The sequence below is a fragment of the [Clostridium] celerecrescens 18A genome (assembly GCF_002797975.1).
Classification (GTDB): domain Bacteria; phylum Bacillota; class Clostridia; order Lachnospirales; family Lachnospiraceae; genus Lacrimispora; species Lacrimispora celerecrescens.
Genome location: NZ_PGET01000001.1, coordinates 5,033,880 through 5,053,754, shown reverse-complemented (window position 1 = coordinate 5,053,754; position 19,875 = coordinate 5,033,880). Strand labels below are relative to the sequence as shown.

Annotated in this window: 13 protein-coding genes, 9 tRNA genes and 1 rRNA gene; all 23 read right to left on the bottom strand. The window is 46.6% G+C overall.

Annotation, left to right across the window (positions count from 1 at the left end; translation table 11 throughout):
- Positions 1 to 6: 6 nt before the first annotated feature.
- The gene (locus H171_RS23020) at positions 7 to 1,035 is read right to left on the bottom strand and encodes an ABC transporter substrate-binding protein (protein ID WP_100307196.1); all 1,029 of its coding nucleotides are present in this window, start codon (positions 1,033 to 1,035) and stop codon (positions 7 to 9) included.
- Between the two features lie 50 nt (positions 1,036 to 1,085).
- Positions 1,086 to 2,162, bottom strand: coding sequence for an ABC transporter ATP-binding protein (locus tag H171_RS23015; RefSeq protein ID WP_100307633.1), 1,077 nt, complete (start codon positions 2,160 to 2,162; stop codon positions 1,086 to 1,088).
- 13 nt (positions 2,163 to 2,175) lie between these two features.
- Complete coding sequence (locus H171_RS23010) at positions 2,176 to 3,894, bottom strand: ABC transporter permease (protein WP_100307195.1); 1,719 nt, start codon at positions 3,892 to 3,894, stop codon at positions 2,176 to 2,178.
- Positions 3,895 to 4,027: 133 nt separating this feature from the next.
- Positions 4,028 to 5,218 (bottom strand): ABC transporter substrate-binding protein, encoded by a 1,191-nt coding sequence (locus H171_RS23005; RefSeq protein WP_100307194.1) that lies wholly within the window; start codon positions 5,216 to 5,218, stop codon positions 4,028 to 4,030.
- Positions 5,219 to 5,354: 136 nt separating this feature from the next.
- Positions 5,355 to 6,200, bottom strand: coding sequence for a serine hydrolase (locus H171_RS23000; protein WP_100307193.1), 846 nt, complete (start codon positions 6,198 to 6,200; stop codon positions 5,355 to 5,357).
- A 91-nt stretch (positions 6,201 to 6,291) separates the two neighbouring features.
- On the bottom strand, positions 6,292 to 7,212 hold the full coding sequence (locus tag H171_RS22995; RefSeq protein ID WP_242977058.1) for a C40 family peptidase: 921 nt from the start codon (positions 7,210 to 7,212) through the stop codon (positions 6,292 to 6,294).
- A 280-nt stretch (positions 7,213 to 7,492) separates the two neighbouring features.
- Positions 7,493 to 8,428 (bottom strand): ATP-binding cassette domain-containing protein, encoded by a 936-nt coding sequence (locus tag H171_RS22990; RefSeq protein ID WP_100307191.1) that lies wholly within the window; start codon positions 8,426 to 8,428, stop codon positions 7,493 to 7,495.
- Positions 8,428 to 9,480, bottom strand: a complete 1,053-nt coding sequence (locus tag H171_RS22985) for an ABC transporter ATP-binding protein (protein ID WP_100307190.1) — start codon at positions 9,478 to 9,480, stop codon at positions 8,428 to 8,430. Before H171_RS22985 ends, H171_RS22990 begins: the two co-directional genes overlap by 1 nt.
- Before the next feature lie 11 nt (positions 9,481 to 9,491).
- The gene (locus H171_RS22980) at positions 9,492 to 10,478 is read right to left on the bottom strand and encodes an ABC transporter permease (RefSeq protein ID WP_207655213.1); all 987 of its coding nucleotides are present in this window, start codon (positions 10,476 to 10,478) and stop codon (positions 9,492 to 9,494) included.
- Positions 10,475 to 11,416: an ABC transporter permease gene (locus H171_RS22975; RefSeq protein ID WP_100307189.1), complete on the bottom strand. Its 942-nt coding sequence runs from the start codon at positions 11,414 to 11,416 to the stop codon at positions 10,475 to 10,477. The genes H171_RS22980 and H171_RS22975 overlap by 4 nt, the downstream gene beginning before the upstream one ends.
- 139 nt (positions 11,417 to 11,555) lie before the next feature.
- Positions 11,556 to 13,490, bottom strand: a complete 1,935-nt coding sequence (locus H171_RS22970; protein WP_100307188.1) for a peptide ABC transporter substrate-binding protein — start codon at positions 13,488 to 13,490, stop codon at positions 11,556 to 11,558.
- A gap of 61 nt (positions 13,491 to 13,551) precedes the next feature.
- A complete protein-coding gene (locus H171_RS22965; protein ID WP_100307187.1) occupies positions 13,552 to 14,637 on the bottom strand; it encodes a dipeptide epimerase in 1,086 nt (361 codons plus the stop codon).
- Positions 14,634 to 15,434, bottom strand: coding sequence for a serine hydrolase (locus H171_RS22960; protein WP_100307186.1), 801 nt, complete (start codon positions 15,432 to 15,434; stop codon positions 14,634 to 14,636). The genes H171_RS22965 and H171_RS22960 overlap by 4 nt, the downstream gene beginning before the upstream one ends.
- Positions 15,435 to 15,679: 245 nt before the next feature.
- Positions 15,680 to 15,753: transfer RNA gene (locus H171_RS22955), tRNA-Arg, on the bottom strand.
- Between the two features lie 131 nt (positions 15,754 to 15,884).
- Positions 15,885 to 15,958: transfer RNA gene (locus H171_RS22950), tRNA-Arg, on the bottom strand.
- Between the two features lie 29 nt (positions 15,959 to 15,987).
- Positions 15,988 to 16,073 (bottom strand) — tRNA-Leu (locus tag H171_RS22945).
- Between the two features lie 23 nt (positions 16,074 to 16,096).
- Positions 16,097 to 16,169: transfer RNA gene (locus H171_RS22940), tRNA-Val, on the bottom strand.
- A 69-nt stretch (positions 16,170 to 16,238) separates the two neighbouring features.
- Positions 16,239 to 16,312, bottom strand: a tRNA-Asp gene (locus H171_RS22935).
- A gap of 29 nt (positions 16,313 to 16,341) precedes the next feature.
- Positions 16,342 to 16,415 (bottom strand) — tRNA-Ile (locus H171_RS22930).
- Positions 16,416 to 16,453: 38 nt separating this feature from the next.
- A tRNA-Thr gene (locus H171_RS22925) sits at positions 16,454 to 16,526 on the bottom strand.
- 6 nt (positions 16,527 to 16,532) lie between these two features.
- Positions 16,533 to 16,604: transfer RNA gene (locus H171_RS22920), tRNA-Glu, on the bottom strand.
- A gap of 4 nt (positions 16,605 to 16,608) precedes the next feature.
- A tRNA-Asn gene (locus H171_RS22915) sits at positions 16,609 to 16,681 on the bottom strand.
- Between the two features lie 79 nt (positions 16,682 to 16,760).
- Positions 16,761 to 19,652: ribosomal RNA gene (locus H171_RS22910) — 23S ribosomal RNA — on the bottom strand.
- Between the last annotated feature and the right edge of the window lie 223 nt (positions 19,653 to 19,875).

Sequence of the window (19,875 nt, the reverse complement as noted above, 5' to 3'; positions counted from 1 at the left end):
CCTATTCTAATTCAGGGTGCTTTGAAAAACCTCTGAAAAGCGTCTCAGCCATTCCATTTTGTTCTCCTTTACCACGCCTTCCTCGTCATAAATGATGTAGATCGCCTGTTTATCCAGCAGATATTCCGGTTCATTTACATCCGTCCTTACGGAACGCCTTCCTAGACTTTCAGAAATAACTGTCTGGGCATCCTTACCTGTTACAAAATCCACAAATTGTTTTGCTGACTCCATGTGGCCGGAACCCTTGATGATGCATACTACATCAGGTTTGGATACAACTCCCTCCTTCATATACACAACACGGACCGGATATCCGGAAGCAATGTAGTGAGCCGCCCCTTCTTCAAAGGTAAGTCCTACCGTATAGCGCCCATCTGCCACTCCCTGATATACTTCAGAGGAACTTTGAAGAAGCTTTCCATCCAGGTTTTTACAAAAGGCTTCCACATAATCCCAGCCAGACTCCGGTTCTCCTCCTCCCATGGCATAAAGCATATTGATCAGATGCTCAAACGCCGAGGATGAGGTAGAAGGATCGCACATGGCAATCTTTCCGAAAAGCTCAGGTTTCAAAAGGTCCCCATACCCTTCTATGGCAATATCTCCGGCAAGATTGGTATTCACCATGAGCAGGCTTGGAACATCAGTAAACCGGGTCATGTTTCCTTCCCTATTCCTGTAATCTTCCTGGATCATGGATTCATTTTTGCTGATGTAAGGCTCAAACAGCTCACTTTTAGCCATGGTGGTAGACAGGGAGCCACCCCAGAAAATATCACACCTGGGTTCCTTCCTGTCTTCCACCATGTTCAACAGTTCTCCTGTCCCTCCCGTGCAAACCTCCACCTTAATCCCTGTCTGTTCCTCAAATTCCGATACAATAGGATTAATAAATTCCAGCGGATGAGGACAGTACACCATCAGTTCCTCATCCTTATGAAACTCTGCGGGCACCATCTTGGAACTGCGGTCGCAGCCTGACAGACAGCCAATGCACAGGAGGGCCGCAGCACATAAGGTCCAGCTTTTCATCGTCCCCGTTTCCTGCCCTTCAAACTTATTATTATTATTCTAACACAGTGCTACAGGATGTAAACACCCTTTGGATCAAAATCCAAATAAGCTTTTTCACCCACTTCATAGGTTCTCCGGTTAACCGGATTGTAATCCGTTATCTGGATTTCCATATCTCCCACCATGACCTGATAATACTGATAAGATCCCATGAAGGTTGATAAGGTGACCAGTCCCTCTAAAATCCCCTGCTCCGCCAGGATCGCACCCTCCGGCCGGATCACTAAAGTCGCCTCATCTCCGGAATGGGCCCCTGCAAAATTGTTTACTTCAAACTCTTTGCCAGCCACCGAAATCATGGCTTTTTCTCCTTCTTCCGACAAAACCTCTGCCTTTAAGAAGTTGGCTTCTCCTATAAAATCAGCCACAAATCTGGAAGCGGGATGATAATAGATCTCCCTTGGGCTTCCAATCTGTTCCACCTTTCCTTTGCTCATGATGATGATCTTATCAGAAATGCTCATGGCCTCGGACTGGTCGTGGGTCACATAGATTGCTGTAATCCCGACCTTCTGCTGTATCTTCCGGATCTCAGTCCTCATGGTCACCCTCAGCTTTGCATCTAAGTTGCTTAACGGTTCGTCAAAAAGCAGGACTCCCGGTTCAATGACTAAGGCTCTGGCTAATGCCACACGCTGCTGCTGCCCGCCGGAGAGCTGGTTCGTCATGCGGGTCTCCATCCCTTCCATTTCCACCAGCTTTAATATATTCATGACCCGCTCCCGGATCTCCTCCTTGGGAACCTTCCGGATCTTAAGACCGTAGGCCACGTTGTCAAACACATTATAATGAGGCAGAAGGGCATAGCTCTGGAACACCATGGCCGTATCCCTTTTATTGGGAGTCAAATGGTTGATTGCCTCTTCTCCCAGATAAATTTCTCCTTCATCCGGGCTTTCAAAGCCCGCGATCATACGAAGAGTCGTCGTCTTGCCGCAGCCCGATGGTCCCAGCAGGGTAACAAAGGTTCCCGGCTCAATATCCAGAGAGGTATCCTTTACTGCATAAAACTCCTTACCGGTCTTTGGATCCATGTATATCTTTGAAATGCGTTCCAACCGAACGCCTTTTTTCTGTTTTTCCATGTTATATTCCTCCTTAATCTTTGTCCTGGACATCCTTCACGACTCTGCTGACTCCGAAAAACTTCATCATAGCATTCATAATGAGAACCGCACCATAGGTAATGAGAATCAATACGGTTGCATAAGCACAGGCCACACCGTAATTTCCCTTTTCCGCCTGCTCATTGATCTGGCAGGTGATTAACAGAAAATCTGGCGTCACCAGCAGGATAATGGCGGAAATAGCGGTAATGCTGCGAACAAAGGCCGTTACCAGACCGCTGAAGAAAGAATCCTTGATAAGAGGTAGGGTCACAGACATAAACACCCTGGCCGAATTGGCTCCCATGTCATAAGCAGATTCCTCTATGGATTTATCAATCTGGCGCAGGGCAGATATCCCGCTTCTGGTACCGGTAGGAAGGCTCCGGACAATAAATACAATAATCAGGATAAGCCCTGTCCCATAAAGCCCGCTCATAAATCCAGAACGGAACAATCCGTTTGCGTACCCCCGGATATAACCAATACCAAGAACCGTTCCCGGAACAGCCATTGCAAGCATGGAGACAAACTCAATAAAGCCCTTTGCCTTAAACCGCTTCTTAACCACAAGATAAGAAATGACCATGGATAAAAATGCCGTGAGAGGCGCAGCGATTAAGGACAGCACAAAGGAGTCCTTAAATGCCTTGATTCCGCTGGTTTTAAACATATATTGAAACCACTTAAAGCTTAAGCTGTAGTCCCTTCCCCAGAGAGTAAACAGAGCGCCAAAGGGAACCATGATGTACATCAGCAGAACAAAAGCCGCAACAATGCCGCAGAAACAAGTCAGAGGGACAGTCACACTCTTATCCTCGATAAGCATTCTCATACGGGAAGCCTTTCCCGTCAAAGTAGCTGCTGTTTTCTTCTCCAGATAATACTTCTGTATCAGGAACAGCACGACCGTCAGGGACAGCAGAACAACTGACATGGCCGCCGCGCCCGTGGAGTCATAAGCTCCTGTTACCTGTAAGTAAATGGTGGTGGCCAAAGTATCATAGGACCCGCCGATCAGCATGGGATTTGCAAAATCCGCCACAGACTCGATAAAGGTCACCAGAAACGCATTGCCAAGTCCCGGCAGTAAAAGAGGAAAAGTAACACTGGAAAACACCTTCCACCTGGTGGCCCCCATATCCCTGGTGGCCTCCTCCAGAGAAGGATCTATATTTTTTAAAAGCCCCTTTAACATTAGGTAGCATACCGGAAAAAAGGTCAGAGTCTGGACAATGGCAATTCCCTTAAGCCCATAGACATTAGAATCATATATGTGAAGCAGGGACCTGCTGATCAGGCCGCTCCTTCCAAAAAGCATGATCATGGACAAAGACAGAACAAATGGCGGAGATACCACCGGAAGCATGGAAACAAGCCCAAAGAGCTTTTCCAAAACCTTAGTTTTCAGCTTCACATACACCTCGACATAAGCAAAAAGCAATCCGATGGCCGTAGAAGCGGTCCCCGTGATAAATCCAAGAACCAGTGTATTTTTGAAAGCATTCTGGAACCGTTCCAGATTTAAAACCCTCCGAAACACTTGAAGTGTAACAGAGCCCTCCGCATAAAAGCTGTCTATCAACAGCATAAACAGAGGATAAAGAATAAACAGCGCAAGAAAAATAAGCAATACTGCAATCATACTGACCAAAATCGGGTCAGAAAAGAATTTTTTGCGCTCCAGCCGGTTACTCTGCAAGCTGGCCATAATAGTCCTCCTTTCATCATTCCAGGCAGGAGTCCTGACTTCTATGATGTAAAAATGCTGCGTAATGGCCTTTTACGCATTACGCAGCATGTTCCTTCATACAGCCGGACGTTTATTTCCCGCCTCAGTCTCCTTACTGTGTCAGGAAACGGTTGGCATCTGCCTTGTCTGCAGAGCTTCCCAAGGCTTCAAAGAAATCTTCCACATATTTCGCACTGTTTTCTTTTGCATCTTCAAAATCATAATCAATGGTATTATTCATATCAAGGCCAAAGCGTACAGCTTCTTCCGGCTGTGTTGCGTTCTTTAAAACCAGGAACTGATAAGCACCGTTTTCCTTTGCAAGATCCACGCACTCTGGTGACAGGGCATATTCGATCCACAGCTTTGCTGCATTTGGATGAGCAGCGCCCTCAAAGATCGCAGTTGCACCTACCTCAAAGGAGGTTCCATCCTCAGGAACAATCAGCTGAATGTTATCATATCCCTGAAGAATCTGATAGATCCCGTCATGAAGGAAACCGACTCCAATGACACATTCCCCAGGTCCAACCATCTTAGATGGACCGGAACCTGATTTTGTATACTGTGCAATGTTCTTGTCCAGCTTTTTAAAATACTCCATAGCAGCATCATGGCCCTTCATCTGTACCATGGTATTGATCACCAGCTTAGCCGTACCTGCTGTATTGGGATTGGAAAGCATGATAAGTCCCTTATACTCATCTTTCGTCAGATCATCCCAGGTTTTGGGAGCCTCTAACCCAAGTCTGTTTAATTCCTCTGTGTTCACCATGAAACCCAGAATACCCTTATAAATACCATACCAGCTATTGGTAGAATCCTTATACTGGTCTCCTATAAGATTCTTGGCATTCATGGCATCATAAGGCATTAAAATCCCAGCTGCAACCGCTTCATTATAGGGATCAGTCGTTCCGCCGAACCATACATCAGCAGAAGGCTTTCCTCCCTCCTCAGAAACCTTGGTATAAACCTCTGAGGTTGAAAGTCTCTGGAACTTTGTCTTAATGCCATAGGTCTTTTCAAAATACTGGCATACCGCAGACAAATGCTCCTCTTCACAGGAGCCATATACGGTTAATTCCCCTTCAGCCTGAGCTGCCTTGATCAGTTCCGATAAATCTCCATCTTCCCCTGAATCCTTTTTCTCTTCCCCTGCAGCAGCCGTTGTTCTTTCAGCCGCCGTCTGCGTCTCCGCAGCTGTCTCTGCCTTAGTAGCTGCCGCCTCCTGTTTGGAACCGCATGCGGTCAGACTGAGAGCCGCTGTAAGCGCCAGCAAAAATGCCGTTCGTTTTTTCATAATAGATATCCCTCCGTTTTTTTCTGTTACCTAATAATAACAAAAAAAGTCAAAAGCAGATACCGAAAAATCAGTAATAATGTCGTGATTTTTGAACTTATATATATATTTTTTAGTAAAAATACACACTGATTCTTTATTTTAAAAATCTTCCCTCCAATGCTAAAAACTGATCCAGGATCATCCGGCTGACCCTGGCCCCGAACACGGTGGCCGGGTGGGCCGGATAATACATGGCATCAGAAAATTCCTTGTGGAACATGACGATGGCATAAGGCCCATAGGGAGTAAACACCAGGCCGCCGTCATTTCTGCAGGCATCCATGCTTCCGCTTTTAGAGGCAACGGAAATCAGGATGTCATCCGTATTGTCACTGTCCATATAGAACGGGGGAAAATCCTTAGTGATCATACTGTTATAATGCTGCTTTTTGAAGATATCCAGCATCTTTTCATCCGCCCCCGGACTGATAAGCTCCCCTTTTGCAAGACGGATAAAAATGCTTGCATAATCTTCAGGCGTACTGGTCCCAAGCCTGTCGTACTGCTCAAAGTGAATGGGATTGTACAGCGCCGTATCCTTGCATCCAAGGGCTTTGATGCATTGGTTAATCCTCTCCAGCCCCAGATAGTCTATCATCATATTGGTTGCAATATTATCACTTACAATGATCATAAGAGTTGCCGCATCCTTTACCCTGAGCATTGCTCCCGGCTCCAGAGCCGGAAGAACACCGCTTCCGTCCACCACATGTTCTTCCTTGTACTCGATCATGTCCTCAAGGCTTTTGTTTCCCTTTTCCACCTCATCAAACAGGCATGCCAGTATATAGGTCTTTATGGTGCTTGCTGTCTCAAATGCCTCATCTGCGTGAATGGCAATAACATTGCCATGGAAATCATCCAGATAAATCCCTATTTTCCCGTCATAGCTCATGATCTCCGCTTCAATTCTTTTCTCTAATGTCAGTCTGGAATCCATTTTATCCGACCTTTCTCTTAACTTATTAAATAATGAATCTGTACGACAGACTCCCGCGCATTCGAGCATCTGCTTTTGCAGCCATACTTCCTCAGCACGGAGTTTGCATCAATGGAGCTGTGCCAAAAATACTCCCTGACGCATACCAGCTTTCTGCAAGATCCGCCCGATAGTCCTCTGCCTGAGGATTTAGGCTGTTGATCACCACACCGCCGCTGCCAATTTTTCCCGTAGAATGGATATAAGCACCATTTCCCATATACATGGCGATGTGTCCCGGAAAATACATAAGGTCGCCGGGAAGCATCTCATCCTTTGGTATCTCATGTACCGGAAATCCCGGTTCTATCCTGGCATCCCGGTAGATAAGGATTCCGTTTAATAGATAGCTTTCCGAAGTCAGCCCGGAACAGTCGATGCCTGCAGTAGATCTTCCTCCCCAGCGATACTGGGTCCCCAGATACTGCTTTGCTGTCTCTACCGCCGACTTACGGAATGATGCTTCATCCACAATCTCCTTTTGCGGAAGCTCCCTCGTCCACAGACCAGACTGGGAAAATTCCTTCTTCCTTAAAAACTGGTTTCTCATATAGCCCACTCGCCCATCCAAAAGCTCCACCTTGGCCCAGCCTTCAGTTTCTGATTCAAAGGAAAGTACCCTGATAAGAGAACCACGGAACAGGCTTAAAAGACGCACTCCCTGAACCTTTGGAAGAGAAAGAATGTCCACGTAACTTCCATCTGTAACCATAAGCCCGCACTCTTCCCAGCATTTCAGTTCTTTAAGACTCACCAGTTCCATTTCTTCTTTCCTGATAAAACCGGAATAACCGTAAAATGTCCTCACCGGATAAAATCCCCGATCTTCTGCCCCGGTTATCGAAAGCCCCATTCCATACAGCCCTTCATCCGAAATAGCCGACACTGTCTCTCCAAGGTTATTCTCTTTTATCTCCGACCGGCCATCCCAAATAGTAGCGACCGGTATCTTTATAATCCCATAAGATTTCATCGTCATCTCCTCCTGTTCTTCCTGCTATATTCCTTCCGGCACTTTTTATACCGTTTCATGACAGTACAAACGGTTATCCCGTTTTTGGCAAACTGCCAGGTACTGTATTTTTCATTATTATATGGTCAGATATACGGAATGTCAATGTTACCCAAAAATTAAAAACTCCTTCCCGTAACAGGCAGCTTTTATCACTCTAGCTGTCTGTCACTGGAGGAGTATATGATATTTTCCAACGATTCTATTACTGATCCGTTATATTAAAGACTCATTCTTTTACTCATTCAATCCTTATACAGTTTTTATATTCTTCCGCTTCCTTCCGGTTTGCCAGCACAAAATGCTCTGGTCTTATCTCCCTCCAGGAAGCCTTCTCCCATGAATAATCATGAATCGAAGGATCATAAACCATAAGCTTTTTCTCCTTTTCATGCTTCGGATCCGGCATGGGTATTGCGGAAAGCAGCGCCCTTGTATAGGGATGAAGGGCATGGGTGATCAGTTCCTCCGTTTCCGCCATTTCCACAATCTCACCTTTTCGGATCACTGCGATCCGGTCCGTGATAAATCTCATAACAGATAAGTCGTGGGCAATAAAAAGATAGGTGATCTGCCGCTTCTTCTTCATATCCTCTAGTAGGTTTAGTACCTGGGCCCGAACCGAAACATCAAGAGCAGAAATCGGTTCATCAGCAATGATAAAATCCGGGTTCATAATAAGAGATCTGGCTATCCCGATTCTCTGCCTCTGACCTCCGGAAAACTCATGAGGGAAACGGCTTGCAAATTCCGGAAGAAGCCCCACGTCAAGAAGAGCCTGGTCTACCCGTTTTTTCCGTTCCTTTTCCCCTAATCCTTTTTCCATATTCATCAGTCCTTCGCTGATGATATAATCCACCTTGGCCCTTTCATTTAAGGAAGCCTGAGGATCCTGAAAGATCATCTGTATTTCCTTAATGACCTTCCGGTCCAGCTCTGCAGGGATTCTCCCATTGATCTTTTCGCCTTTATAAAGGATATCTCCTCCGCAGCTTGGAACAATCCTCATGATCGCACGGCCAATGGTGGTTTTCCCTGACCCGGACTCCCCCACCAGCCCAAAGGTTTCTCCTTTGTATATTTTAAAGTTTACCTTCTTTACCGCTTCATATTTCTTTCTGCGCTCACCAAAGGTTACATCCAGATCTCTTACATCCAACAGTACTTCACGTTCCATTAAATCAGCCCTCCGTTCCTGATTTTGCTGACCACAGGCGGCGGATCTACCTTAGGTGCCCTGGGATCTAACAGCCAGGTCTTCGCCTTATGGGTAGGCGATACCTCAAAATAAGGAGGCCTTTTTACAAAATCAATGTTAAGGGCCTGGGGATTGCGGGGAGCAAAGGCATCTCCTTTTATCTCCGTATAAAGATTGGGAGGTGTGCCTGGAATAGAAAACAGATCCGTCCCCTTTACCCCCACCTGGGGCAGGGAAGAAAGCAAAGCCCAGGTATATGGATGCCTTGCATCATAAAAAATATCTTCACAGGTACCAATCTCCACAATATCCCCGGCATACATAACCGCCACCCTGTCTGCGATGTTGGCCACAACTCCTAGGTCATGGGTGATCAGAATCACAGAAAGCCTGTATTTATGGCGCAGTTCCTTAATCAGATCCAGGATCTGAGCCTGTATGGTCACGTCAAGAGCCGTAGTCGGCTCATCACAAATAAGGATCTGTGGATTACAGGCAATGGCAATGGCGATCACCACCCGTTGGCGCATCCCCCCGGAAAACTCGTGAGGATATTGGTCAAACCTTTTTTCCGGGTCTTGAATTCCCACATCCATTAAATATTTAAGCGTCCGTTTCTTTGCTTCTGAATGCCCCACCTTTTGATGAAGCAGCACTGCTTCCATGATCTGAACTCCAATGGGTTTTAAAGGGTTTAAGCTGGTCATGGGATCCTGCATGATCATCGCAATCTCATGCCCCCGTATCTTAAGCCAGTCTTTCTCCCTCTTTACGGCAGTTAAATCAACGTTCTTCCGGTCATCTGCCCCGGAATAAACAGCACTTCCGCCATCCACATACCCATTTCTCTCCAAAAGCCCCATAAAGGATTTGGTAAAAACAGACTTTCCGCTTCCCGATTCTCCAACAATAGCCAGAATCTCTCCCTTATATAGATCAAGGGAAATCCCGCGTATGGCATGAAGGACTTTTCCCCTCAGTTCAAATTTGATGTCCAGATCGTTTACCTCTAAAATCTTTTCCTGGTTCATGCTGTCTCTCCTTACATGTGATTCTTGGGATCAGCGGCATCCGAAAATGCATTGCCGATGATATAAAACGATATGGTGACAAAGGAAAGGATGATTGTCGGATAAACCAGCTGATAGCGCAATGCAGGGGTGGTGATCAAAGCCCGTCCTTCGTTGATCAGATTGCCTAGACTTGGAATATTCACAGGAAGTCCCAAGCCAATGTATGTAATAAACACTTCGTTTCCGATAGCAGCCGGAATGGTCAGGGCCATGCGCAGCATGATTACAGACACCAGATAAGGAAGCAGGTTTTTTAAAATAATCCTGCTGACAGGTGTTCCCAGACAGCGGCTGGCAACATTATAATCCCTGTCCCGGATAATAAGGATCTGATTCCTAATAAATCTGGCCATCTGAATCCAGCCGGTCAGGCACATGGCAAACACCAGTGTCTTAACACTGGGTTTTAAAATATAAGAGATCAGGATCAGAACAATGGTATTAGGGATATTGTCAATGATATTGTAGATTTCCGTGAGAATGAAATCCGCCTTTCTCACATACCCCCAGATTACTCCAACTGTTATGCCGATGACCGCTTCCGCCAGGGCCACAGACAATCCGATGATCAAAGAAGTCCTGGTTCCAGCCCAGATCCTTGCCCATAAATCCTGTCCAATGGAATTGGTTCCAAGAATAAAGTCTTTTCCCGGAGGAATGTTACGAAACTGCATCCCCTTTGCATCATTGATGATCATATTAGGATCATACTGCCCCGGCAAATAGGGCTGGATAAAAGTAAACGCCAGGAGAAGAATCAAAAATACCAGAAGGACAAAGGCTCCCCGGTTATTTAAAAAAGCGCGGAAGGTGCTGTACCAGTAAGAATAATTGCTGTATCCTGTTTTCTCCGCTTCCCTTTCGTTAAAGCCTGCAAAGGAAAATAACGATCCTTCTTCCATATTTTCCATGAATTCCGCTTCTTTAGTATGACGATAAGAAAACTGCTTCATCATCTGTCACCTTCTTTCTTTCCCAGACTAATTCTGGGATCCAGCAATACCATAAGAAGGTCGCCCAGTAAAAGTCCCAGAACACCTACACAGGCATAGAGCAGGACAATGCCCTGAACCATGGTATTATCATGCTTTTTAATTACTGTTACAAGAAGACCTCCCATTCCCGGAATACTGTAAAGGGATTCAATATAAATGGATCCTATGACTGTATTCAAAAATGCAGTAGGAATATACTGGGCCAAAGGAACAAAGGCATTGCGGAAAATATGCTTAAACATGACTCCGCCCTCTGACATCCCCTTTGCCTTAGCTAACTTCACATAATCCTTATTGCTTTCATCCACCATATACCGTCTCAGCCACATACCATAAAAGGCCATATTTCCAAGGGACATGGAAAGAACAGGAAGAACCCAGTACTTCGGATCATTGATCTGGAATAACAATCCCACCCCCATCAGTTTGGTACCGTAGAGTTGGATATACAGAAAATAAACTGCAGCAGGAACTGCCTGGATACAGACAATGAAAAGAGTTGCGATCTTATCGAACCACTTGTATTTATACCGCGCCATCAAAGCCCCCATGGGAAGCCCCGCAAAAAGAGAGAGTGCCATGGACCAGACCCCCAGTTTCACAGAGACAGGAACCTTATCCTTTAAAATATCAGACACAGGGACATTGGATCGATAGATCCTGGATACACCCAGATCACCGTTAAGAAGGTCTTTAAAGAATCGGACCACCTGGACCGGCAGAGGATCTGTAAGCCCCATCTCCTTTAAACTTACCTGGATCTGCTGAGTCGTCATTTTATCAAAGTTCTGGAAATATCCCTCGACTGGCATCAGGCGCAGCAGACAGAACACCGCGGTCAGAATGATGATCAGTGTAAGAAATGAACGTGCGATTCGTTTACCTAAATACTTTAACATCTGTTTCTCGGCTCCTTTGTGTTTTCTTTTAAAAATACCCTCGGAAGAAGACGTAGCTGCGGCACATCCTTTTCAGACGGTATTTTTCCGCCGGACCATAGGCTTTTAAGCCAATGATCCGACGTATATACCTGACGTTTTATTTAGCGTTTGCTTCCCTGTTTGCCTTAAACTCATCCATGGAAACGTAATGATCCAGTAGATGCTGGCCTTTATACCTGAGATTTGATACGCCAAAGGGTGCATACTGGCCTTCAAATACATCCAGCTTGTTGGCTACATATTTGCTGACAGAAATGCTGAAAGGCAATACAAATGCATGATTTATCAGGCTCGCTTCCGCCTTGGCAAATGCCTCATAACGGGCGTTGATATCCACCTTTATGTCCTTAGCCGCCTCTACCAGGGTAAAGTACTCCACTGCAGCATCGGCGGAAGGGGTTCCCTCTTCAATGGCTTTTGCAATATTTCCGTACTTATATCCAAGGTCGTATCCATCCTCACCCTTTGCCTGATAGAATGGATCTGTCCAGGTTTCCGGATCTGCGTAATCAGCTCCCCAGTTACATTTCATCAAAGCAAACTTGCCGCCTCGGCGCACTTCCGTTAAGAAGCCATCCGCAGGACCGGCCTCTACAATGATATCAATGAAGTCCGTACCAAGCAGGCTTTCCATCTGCTGCTCCACAACCTGGCATTCCTTATCCCAGTTGACTTCGGAAGGGTTGTAGGGCATCAGCACCTTTACAGGGAAGGTAACACCTTCCGCTGCAAGCTCTGTCTTTGCCAGGTCGCGGCATTCCTTTGCCTTTGCTTCATTAAAGGACTGCCCAAGAGATGCCATATCGCCCACTGTGGTGTAATCCGTTCCGTCTGCATTGAAGGTAAAGTTGGCCGGTGTAATGGAATTGATTACAAAATCGTCAGGAGCCGCCGGCTCCAGGACTGCCACTTCTTTTGTCTTATTTAAGCCTGCAAATAATGCCTTGCGGAAATTCTCATTATTCACCGCTTTTCTCCAGTTATCCGGTTCATACTGGGCATCGAACTGCGGATTAAAATTAAAGCTGTAGAAATAGGAGTAACTGGTTTTCGGCCTTTCACGGCTGATCAGATTCTTGGTATCCTCGCTGTTCATCATGTTATCCAGAATGTCAGCGGAAATCTCCGCATAATCAATTTCCCCGCGCTTCACCATTTCTGGCCCGATGGTATTGTATTCCGCATTATAGATCTCTTGAATCTCATTTATGTAAACCAGATCCGCATCATAATTTACAGCATTCTTTTTATATACATGCTTCTCCTGGGGAGAAAACTCCTCCAGATAAAACGCACCATTATAGTACATCTTATCCGCACCCGTACCGAAATCCTTTCCCAGTTCCTCAAGCTGTGGGCCATAAGCCGGCATATATACTACGTAGGCCAGGGAAGAAAGAAAATACGGAACTTCCTTTTCCAGAGTATAAGTAAGGGTATGTTCATCAACCGCCTTTACACCTACCTCTGAATAATCAATGGACTCCCAGACCTTTCCGTCCTTATCCGCACCGCCGTTATATACCAGACCATTATAATATTTCTCCGCATTGGCTATAATTCCAAAAAGGTTCTGAACATTCGCACTTTCATACTCAGGAGTCAGCTCATATTTCATGGCATCAACAAAATCCTGGGCAGTTACATCGGCCACTTCCGCTCCGGTGTTGTCCACCCATTTCGCTTCCCGCAGCTTAAAGGTCCATGTCAGCGTGGCATCGTCGTAGCTCCATTCTGTTGCAAGCCCCGGCTTAATCTGTCCTTTGTTGTCGTATTCAATCAGAGTGTCCACACAGTTGGCCCCTATTTTGTGATCATTTTCCGATGGGGCCGTGAGATAATTCAGTGTAGTAGCTTCAGAACCATACAGTTTGGTATACACAGCAGGATCTCCGCTCTCCGCTGTTCCTGTTTCATTTCCTGCCGCCTGGGAACCATTACCTGCATTCTTATTCCCGCCACAGCCGCTTAATGCCGTAGAAGCAGCCAAAACTGCGCATAATACCGCAGCCATCATTCTTCTTTTTTTCATAATTTATCCTCCATTTTCCTAATATTTCTAACCCAAACGGGATTAGTATCCTTTTCTTACATCAGTCACAAAATGCCTCCACCCTGCTGATACCCATGCCAGGATCCTCATTCATAACGATCCTGGATCCGTCAAAAACAGGTCCACCAATGTATGGATCTTCCCTGCAAAGAGACGGTCCATCCAAATCCGCCCTGGTAATGATCCCCCTTCCGGCTGCCAGGTGGGCTGCCGCGCTCACCGCAATCTTACTCTCCAGCATACACCCGATCATGCACTCCATCCCATAGCTTTCCGCAATGGCACAGATTTTTAAAGCCTCATGGATACCCCCGGTCTTCATAAGCTTTATATTAATAAGATCCGCTGTCCGCTCCCTGATGATCCTTATGGCATCCTCAGGAGAAAAAACGCTTTCGTCCGCCAGGATGGGTGTATACACCTGGCTGGTCACAAACTTCATCCCCTCAAAGTCATGAGCATTTACCGGCTGCTCCACCAGATCCATGACGATTCCCATATCTTCCAGAGTCCGGATGATCTTTACTGCTTCCTTGGCGGACCACCCCTGATTTGCATCAATCCGAAGCTTGATATCCGGCCCTGCCGCCTGACGAATGGCCCGAATCCGCTCCACATCCATTTTGCTTTCTTTTCCCACTTTGATTTTCAGGATACGAAAGCCCTGAGAAACCGCCTTTAGGCTGTCAGCCACCATCTCTTCCACGCCATTGACACTGATGGTAAGATCTGTTTCGATCTCCTTACGTCCGCCTCCCAGAATCTTATATAAAGGTTTCCTGCAGGACTTTGCAAAAAGGTCATAAACAGCCATGTCCACCGCAGCCTTTGCAGAACTGTTCTTCCGTATGGAACCGTGAAGCTTTTTCATGATCCCATCCAGGTTTTCAATCTCCATTCCAATAATGGCCGGAGCAATGAATTCCTCAATAGCAGAAAGGATGGAGCCATGGGTATCCCCGGTAATTACTGCCGTAGGAGGCGCCTCACCGAACCCAGTCTGACCGTCATCCGTTGTGATCCTCACCACAATATCATTAACGCTGTCAACCGTTCTTAACGCTGTTTTAAATGGTGTCACAAGAGGAATATTGACCTTTGCCGTTTCTATCTTTACAATCTTCATTGCTTTCCCCCAATTTCCTGATTTACATGATTGACTTGATTATATAATTCCAGGGAAACCTCAGCCATGACCCTTTCAAATGCAGGGGTATCCGTCTCATTTCCGCAAAAGCAGACCAAAAACGGTTCTTTTCCATAAACAATCCCCACATCATGAGTGATCCCCGTATCTTCCCCTGTCTTGTGGGCAATTTCCGGACTCTCTGCAAGGGCCTGCAGATAAAAGGGAATCTTACTGCAAAGCTGCTGATTTTTAAGAATGGAAATCATTGCTTCACTGGACTGTCTGTCTATAAGAGTCCCCTCATACATCATTTTTAAAAGCCTGCCCGTTTCATCGGCAGTTATGTAGTTCTGGATCCCACGGCTTGACCTTTCTACATCATACATTTTTCTCTGAAGAAGTGTATGCCTGAATCCAAGCTCCCGGATCATTTCGTTGATTTCCTCTATTCCAAGAATATCGATCAGGATATTGGTAGCCGTATTATCACTGAAAATGATCATTAATGTGATCAGGTCCAATCCTGTTACTAAAATTCCATCATGAAGGTAAGTAAGAGCGCCGCAGGAAGGAACCCAGTCTTCCCTTTTCACAGCAAACAGTTCATCCATCTGGAAGGTTCCCTTTTTACTTTTCTCAAAGGCAGCCGCCATAACAAACAGCTTGATGATGCTTGCCGCCATCATGGGCTCTTGTTCGTGATATGCAAATACTTTTCCTGTCTTCAGATCCTCATAAAAAAAACTGATTTTTCCAGGAACCCGTTCCAGCTTCTTTATTATTTCATCTTTCATACCTATAAATAAACTCCCTGCCGGCTTAATTTGACAGCCTGATATAAAAAAAGAGGCACTGCACCTACTGTCTACAGCTACCTCATCGCACCTGATTCTATCTGTCTCAAAGCCTTAAGTTTAGTATAATAAATTCAGGAAAAAAATCAAGTGATAATTTGTATAAAAACAGACTTCCGCACTATCCGCCAAAACAAATATGAAAAAAGAACAGTTTTCGCAATATAATAAAACTGTTCTTCTCATGCGCCGGACAAGATTCGAACTCGCGGCCTTCTGGTCCGTAGCCAGACGCTCTATCCAGCTGAGCTACCAGCGCACTTCATGGTACATGGTTAATATACACCAATTTGCTAAATTTGTAAAGCGATGAATTGCCTTTTAGATGCAAAAAAGGCACCCTTTTCAGGATGCCTTTTTTATAACCCTTGTAAACAAAGGTTTGCTGTACGTGCGTGAGAAGATTCGAACTCCCGACACCTTGGTCCGTAGCCAAGTGCTCTATCCAGCTGAGCTACACACACATATTCACTTAATTGCCTTATCAGGCAAATGCCGGCGACCGGAATCGAACCGGTACGGGAGGTAAGTCCCGCAGGATTTTAAGTCCTGTGCGTCTGCCTGTTCCGCCACGCCGGCATTCTCATGATCTCTCATGGAAATGGGACCTATAGGGCTCGAACCTATGACCCTCTGCTTGTAAGGCAGATGCTCTCCCAGCTGAGCTAAGATCCCATATACGATGCAATAAGTATTATACTACTTACCTGCTGGTTTGTAAAGCCTGTACTTTTCAGCACAGAACGACCCGGATGGGATTCGAACCCACGACCTCCGCCGTGACAGGGCGGCGCTCTAACCAGCTGAGCCACCAGGCCAGATTATCAAATATTTAGTTCAGTGTCAGTGGACCTTCGGGGACTCGAACCCGGGACCGACCGGTTATGAGCCGGTTGCTCTAACCAACTGAGCTAAAGGTCCTAAACATTATAATCTGCAAAAGTATTAAGTTTACTAAAAGCCGATGATCGGACTCGAACCGATAACCTGCTGATTACAAATCAGCTGCTCTGCCAATTGAGCCACATCGGCATTAAATGACCCCAACGAGATTCGAACTCGTGTTACCGCCGTGAAAGGGCGATGTCTTAACCGCTTGACCATGGGGCCAAAGCTCCCCGAGTAGGACTTGAACCTACGACCCAACGGTTAACAGCCGTTTGCTCTACCGACTGAGCTATCGAGGATTACTGAGGCATATACCCTCAAAACCACACATTGCTACATATCTATCTTCATCCGTTCTTTCCTCTTACCTAAACCAACCTGGTTAAGCCCTCGACCTATTAGTGACAGTCAGCTGCACATGTTGCCATGCTTCCACCTCTGCCCTATCTACCTCGTCGTCTTCAAGGGGTCTTACTCTTGCGATGGGATATCTCATCTTGAGGGGGGCTTCACGCTTAGATGCCTTCAGCGTTTATCCCTTCCCGACTTGGCTACTCTGCCATGGCCTTGATAGCCAACAGATACACCAGAGGTCAGTCCATCCCGGTCCTCTCGTACTAAGGACAGCTCCTCTCAAATATCCTACGCCCACGCCGGATAGGGACCGAACTGTCTCACGACGTTCTGAACCCAGCTCGCGTACCGCTTTAATGGGCGAACAGCCCAACCCTTGGGACCTACTACAGCCCCAGGATGCGATGAGCCGACATCGAGGTGCCAAACCACTCCGTCGATGTGAACTCTTGGGAGTGATAAGCCTGTTATCCCCAGGGTAGCTTTTATCCGTTGAGCGATGGCAATCCCACTTTATACCACCGGATCACTAAGTCCTAGTTTCCTACCTGCTCCACCCGTCGGTGTCGCAGTCAAGCTCCCTTATGCCTTTGCACTCTTCGAATGGTTTCCGTCCATTCTGAGGGAACCTTTGAGCGCCTCCGATACCCTTTCGGAGGCGACCGCCCCAGTCAAACTCCCCGCCTGACATTGTCCCCCAGCCAGGTCATGGCTGCAGGTTAGAAATCCAATACCGCAAGGGTGGTATCCCAACATCGGCTCTGATAAGACTGGCGTCCTATCTTCACTGCCTCCCACCTATCCTGTACATGCAGTACCGAATCCCAGTATCAAGCTGGAGTAAAGCTCCATGGGGTCTTTCCGTCCTGGCGCAGGTAACCAGCATCTTCACTGGTACTTCAATTTCACCGGGTGCATTGTTGAGACAGCGCTCAAATCATTACGCCTTTCGTGCGGGTCGGAACTTACCCGACAAGGAATTTCGCTACCTTAGGACCGTTATAGTTACGGCCGCCGTTTACTGGGGCTTAAATTCAGAGCTTCGCGTTGCCGCTAACCCCTCCTCGTAACCTTCCAGCACCGGGCAGGCGTCAGCCCATATACCTCACCTTTCGGTTTTGCATAGACCTGTGTTTTTGCTAAACAGTTGCTTGAGCCTATTCTCTGCGGCCTGGTTTCCCAGGCACCCCTTATCCCGAAGTTACGGGGTCATTTTGCCGAGTTCCTTAACAATGCTTCTCCCGCCGGCCTTAGGATTCTCTCCTCATCCACCTGTGTCGGTTTACGGTACGGGCACATATCACACAATAGCGGCTTTTCTTGACAGCCCCTACGAAGACTTCCCTACTTGTGTTCGGTACGCGTCACACCTTCCTGTTGCTGGGTGGATTTGCCATTCCAGCCAGTCCAGTGCTTGCCCCGGTCTTTTCATTCCCGGGTTCTTCTTCGGTTCTGTGTCCCCACAGTTCTGATGATATGCGGTACAGGAATTTCAACCTGTTGTCCATCGACTACGTCTTTCGACCTCGCCTTAGGCCCCGACTTACCCAGAGCAGATCAGCTTTACTCTGGAAACCTTAGATATTCGGCCTGGAGGATTCTCACCTCCATCTCGCTACTCATTCCGGCATTCTCTCTTCTTAACACTCCACATCTCCTTACGGTAATGCTTCTGTGCGTTAAGAATGCTCCTCTACCAATGTATCTTACGATACATTCCACAGCTTCGGTGTCGTGTTTTAGCCCCGGACATTTTCGGCGCAGGACCTCTCGACTAGTGAGCTATTACGCACTCTTTGAATGTGTGGCTGCTTCTAAGCCAACATCCTAGTTGTCTGTGAAATCCCACATCCTTTTCCACTTAACACGCACTTTGGGACCTTAGCTGGTGGTCTGGGCTCTTTCCCTTTTGACTACCCAACTTATCTCGTGCAGTCTGACTCCCGTACATCATCTGGCCGGCATTCGGAGTTTGATATTCTTTGGTAAGCTTTGACGCCCCCTAGGAAATTCAGTGCTCTACCTCCGGCAGACTAATACGAGGCTAGCCCTAAAGCTATTTCGAGGAGAACCAGCTATCTCCGGGTTCGATTGGAATTTCTCCCCTACCCACACCTCATCGCCACCCTTTTCAACGGATGTGCGTTCGGTCCTCCATTTCCTTTTACGGAAACTTCAACCTGGACATGGGTAGATCACCCGGTTTCGGGTCTACCTTTACTGACTTAACGCCCTATTAAGACTTGGTTTCCCTTCGGCTCCGCACCTTAAGTGCTTAACCTTGCCAGTAACGGTAACTCGCCGGACCGTTCTACAAAAAGTACGCGGTTCCACCTTTAACGTGGTTCCACAGCTTGTAAACACAGGGTTTCAGGTTCTCTTTCACTCCCCTCCCGGGGTCCTTTTCACCTTTCCTTCACAGTACTATGCGCTATCGGTCACTAAGTAGTATTTAGCCTTGGGGGGTGGTCCCCCCGAATTCCCACAAGGTTTCTCGTGTCTCGTGGTACTTTGGATCCTGCTCGCTGACTATTGCTTTCCCATACAAGGCTTTCACTTTCTATGGCCGGTCTTTCCAGGACCGTTCTGGTAACAAATCGTCTCACTTATTGCAGTCCATAACCCCAGTATGCACGCATACTGGTTTAGGCTCCTTCCATTTCGCTCGCCGCTACTTTGGAAATCGAGTTTTCTTTCTTTTCCTCCGGGTACTTAGATGTTTCAGTTCCCCGGGTTCCCGACGTATGGCTATGGATTCACCATACGACAACTGAGGTTTGCTCAGCTGGGTTTCCCCATTCAGATATCTCCGGATCAAAGGATATTTGCTCCTCCCCGAAGCTTTTCGCAGCTTATCACGTCTTTCATCGGCTCTTAGTGCCAAGGCATCCACCCTGCGCTCTTATTAGCTTAACCAATTCGATGTTCACCTGCGGGTGCGGGCTACTAATCTAAGATACATAGCGTTGTATCTCTGGTCTTAGGTTTGTTATTTCACCGTACGTTACGGTTACTTTAACGAGTTTTGTTTGGTTACATCTTGCGATGTAACACCTCGGATGTCTTGATTTTGTTTTTATACTTTGACATATAAAAACTAATCTAGATATATTTCAATATGTGGTTTTCAAAGTACATG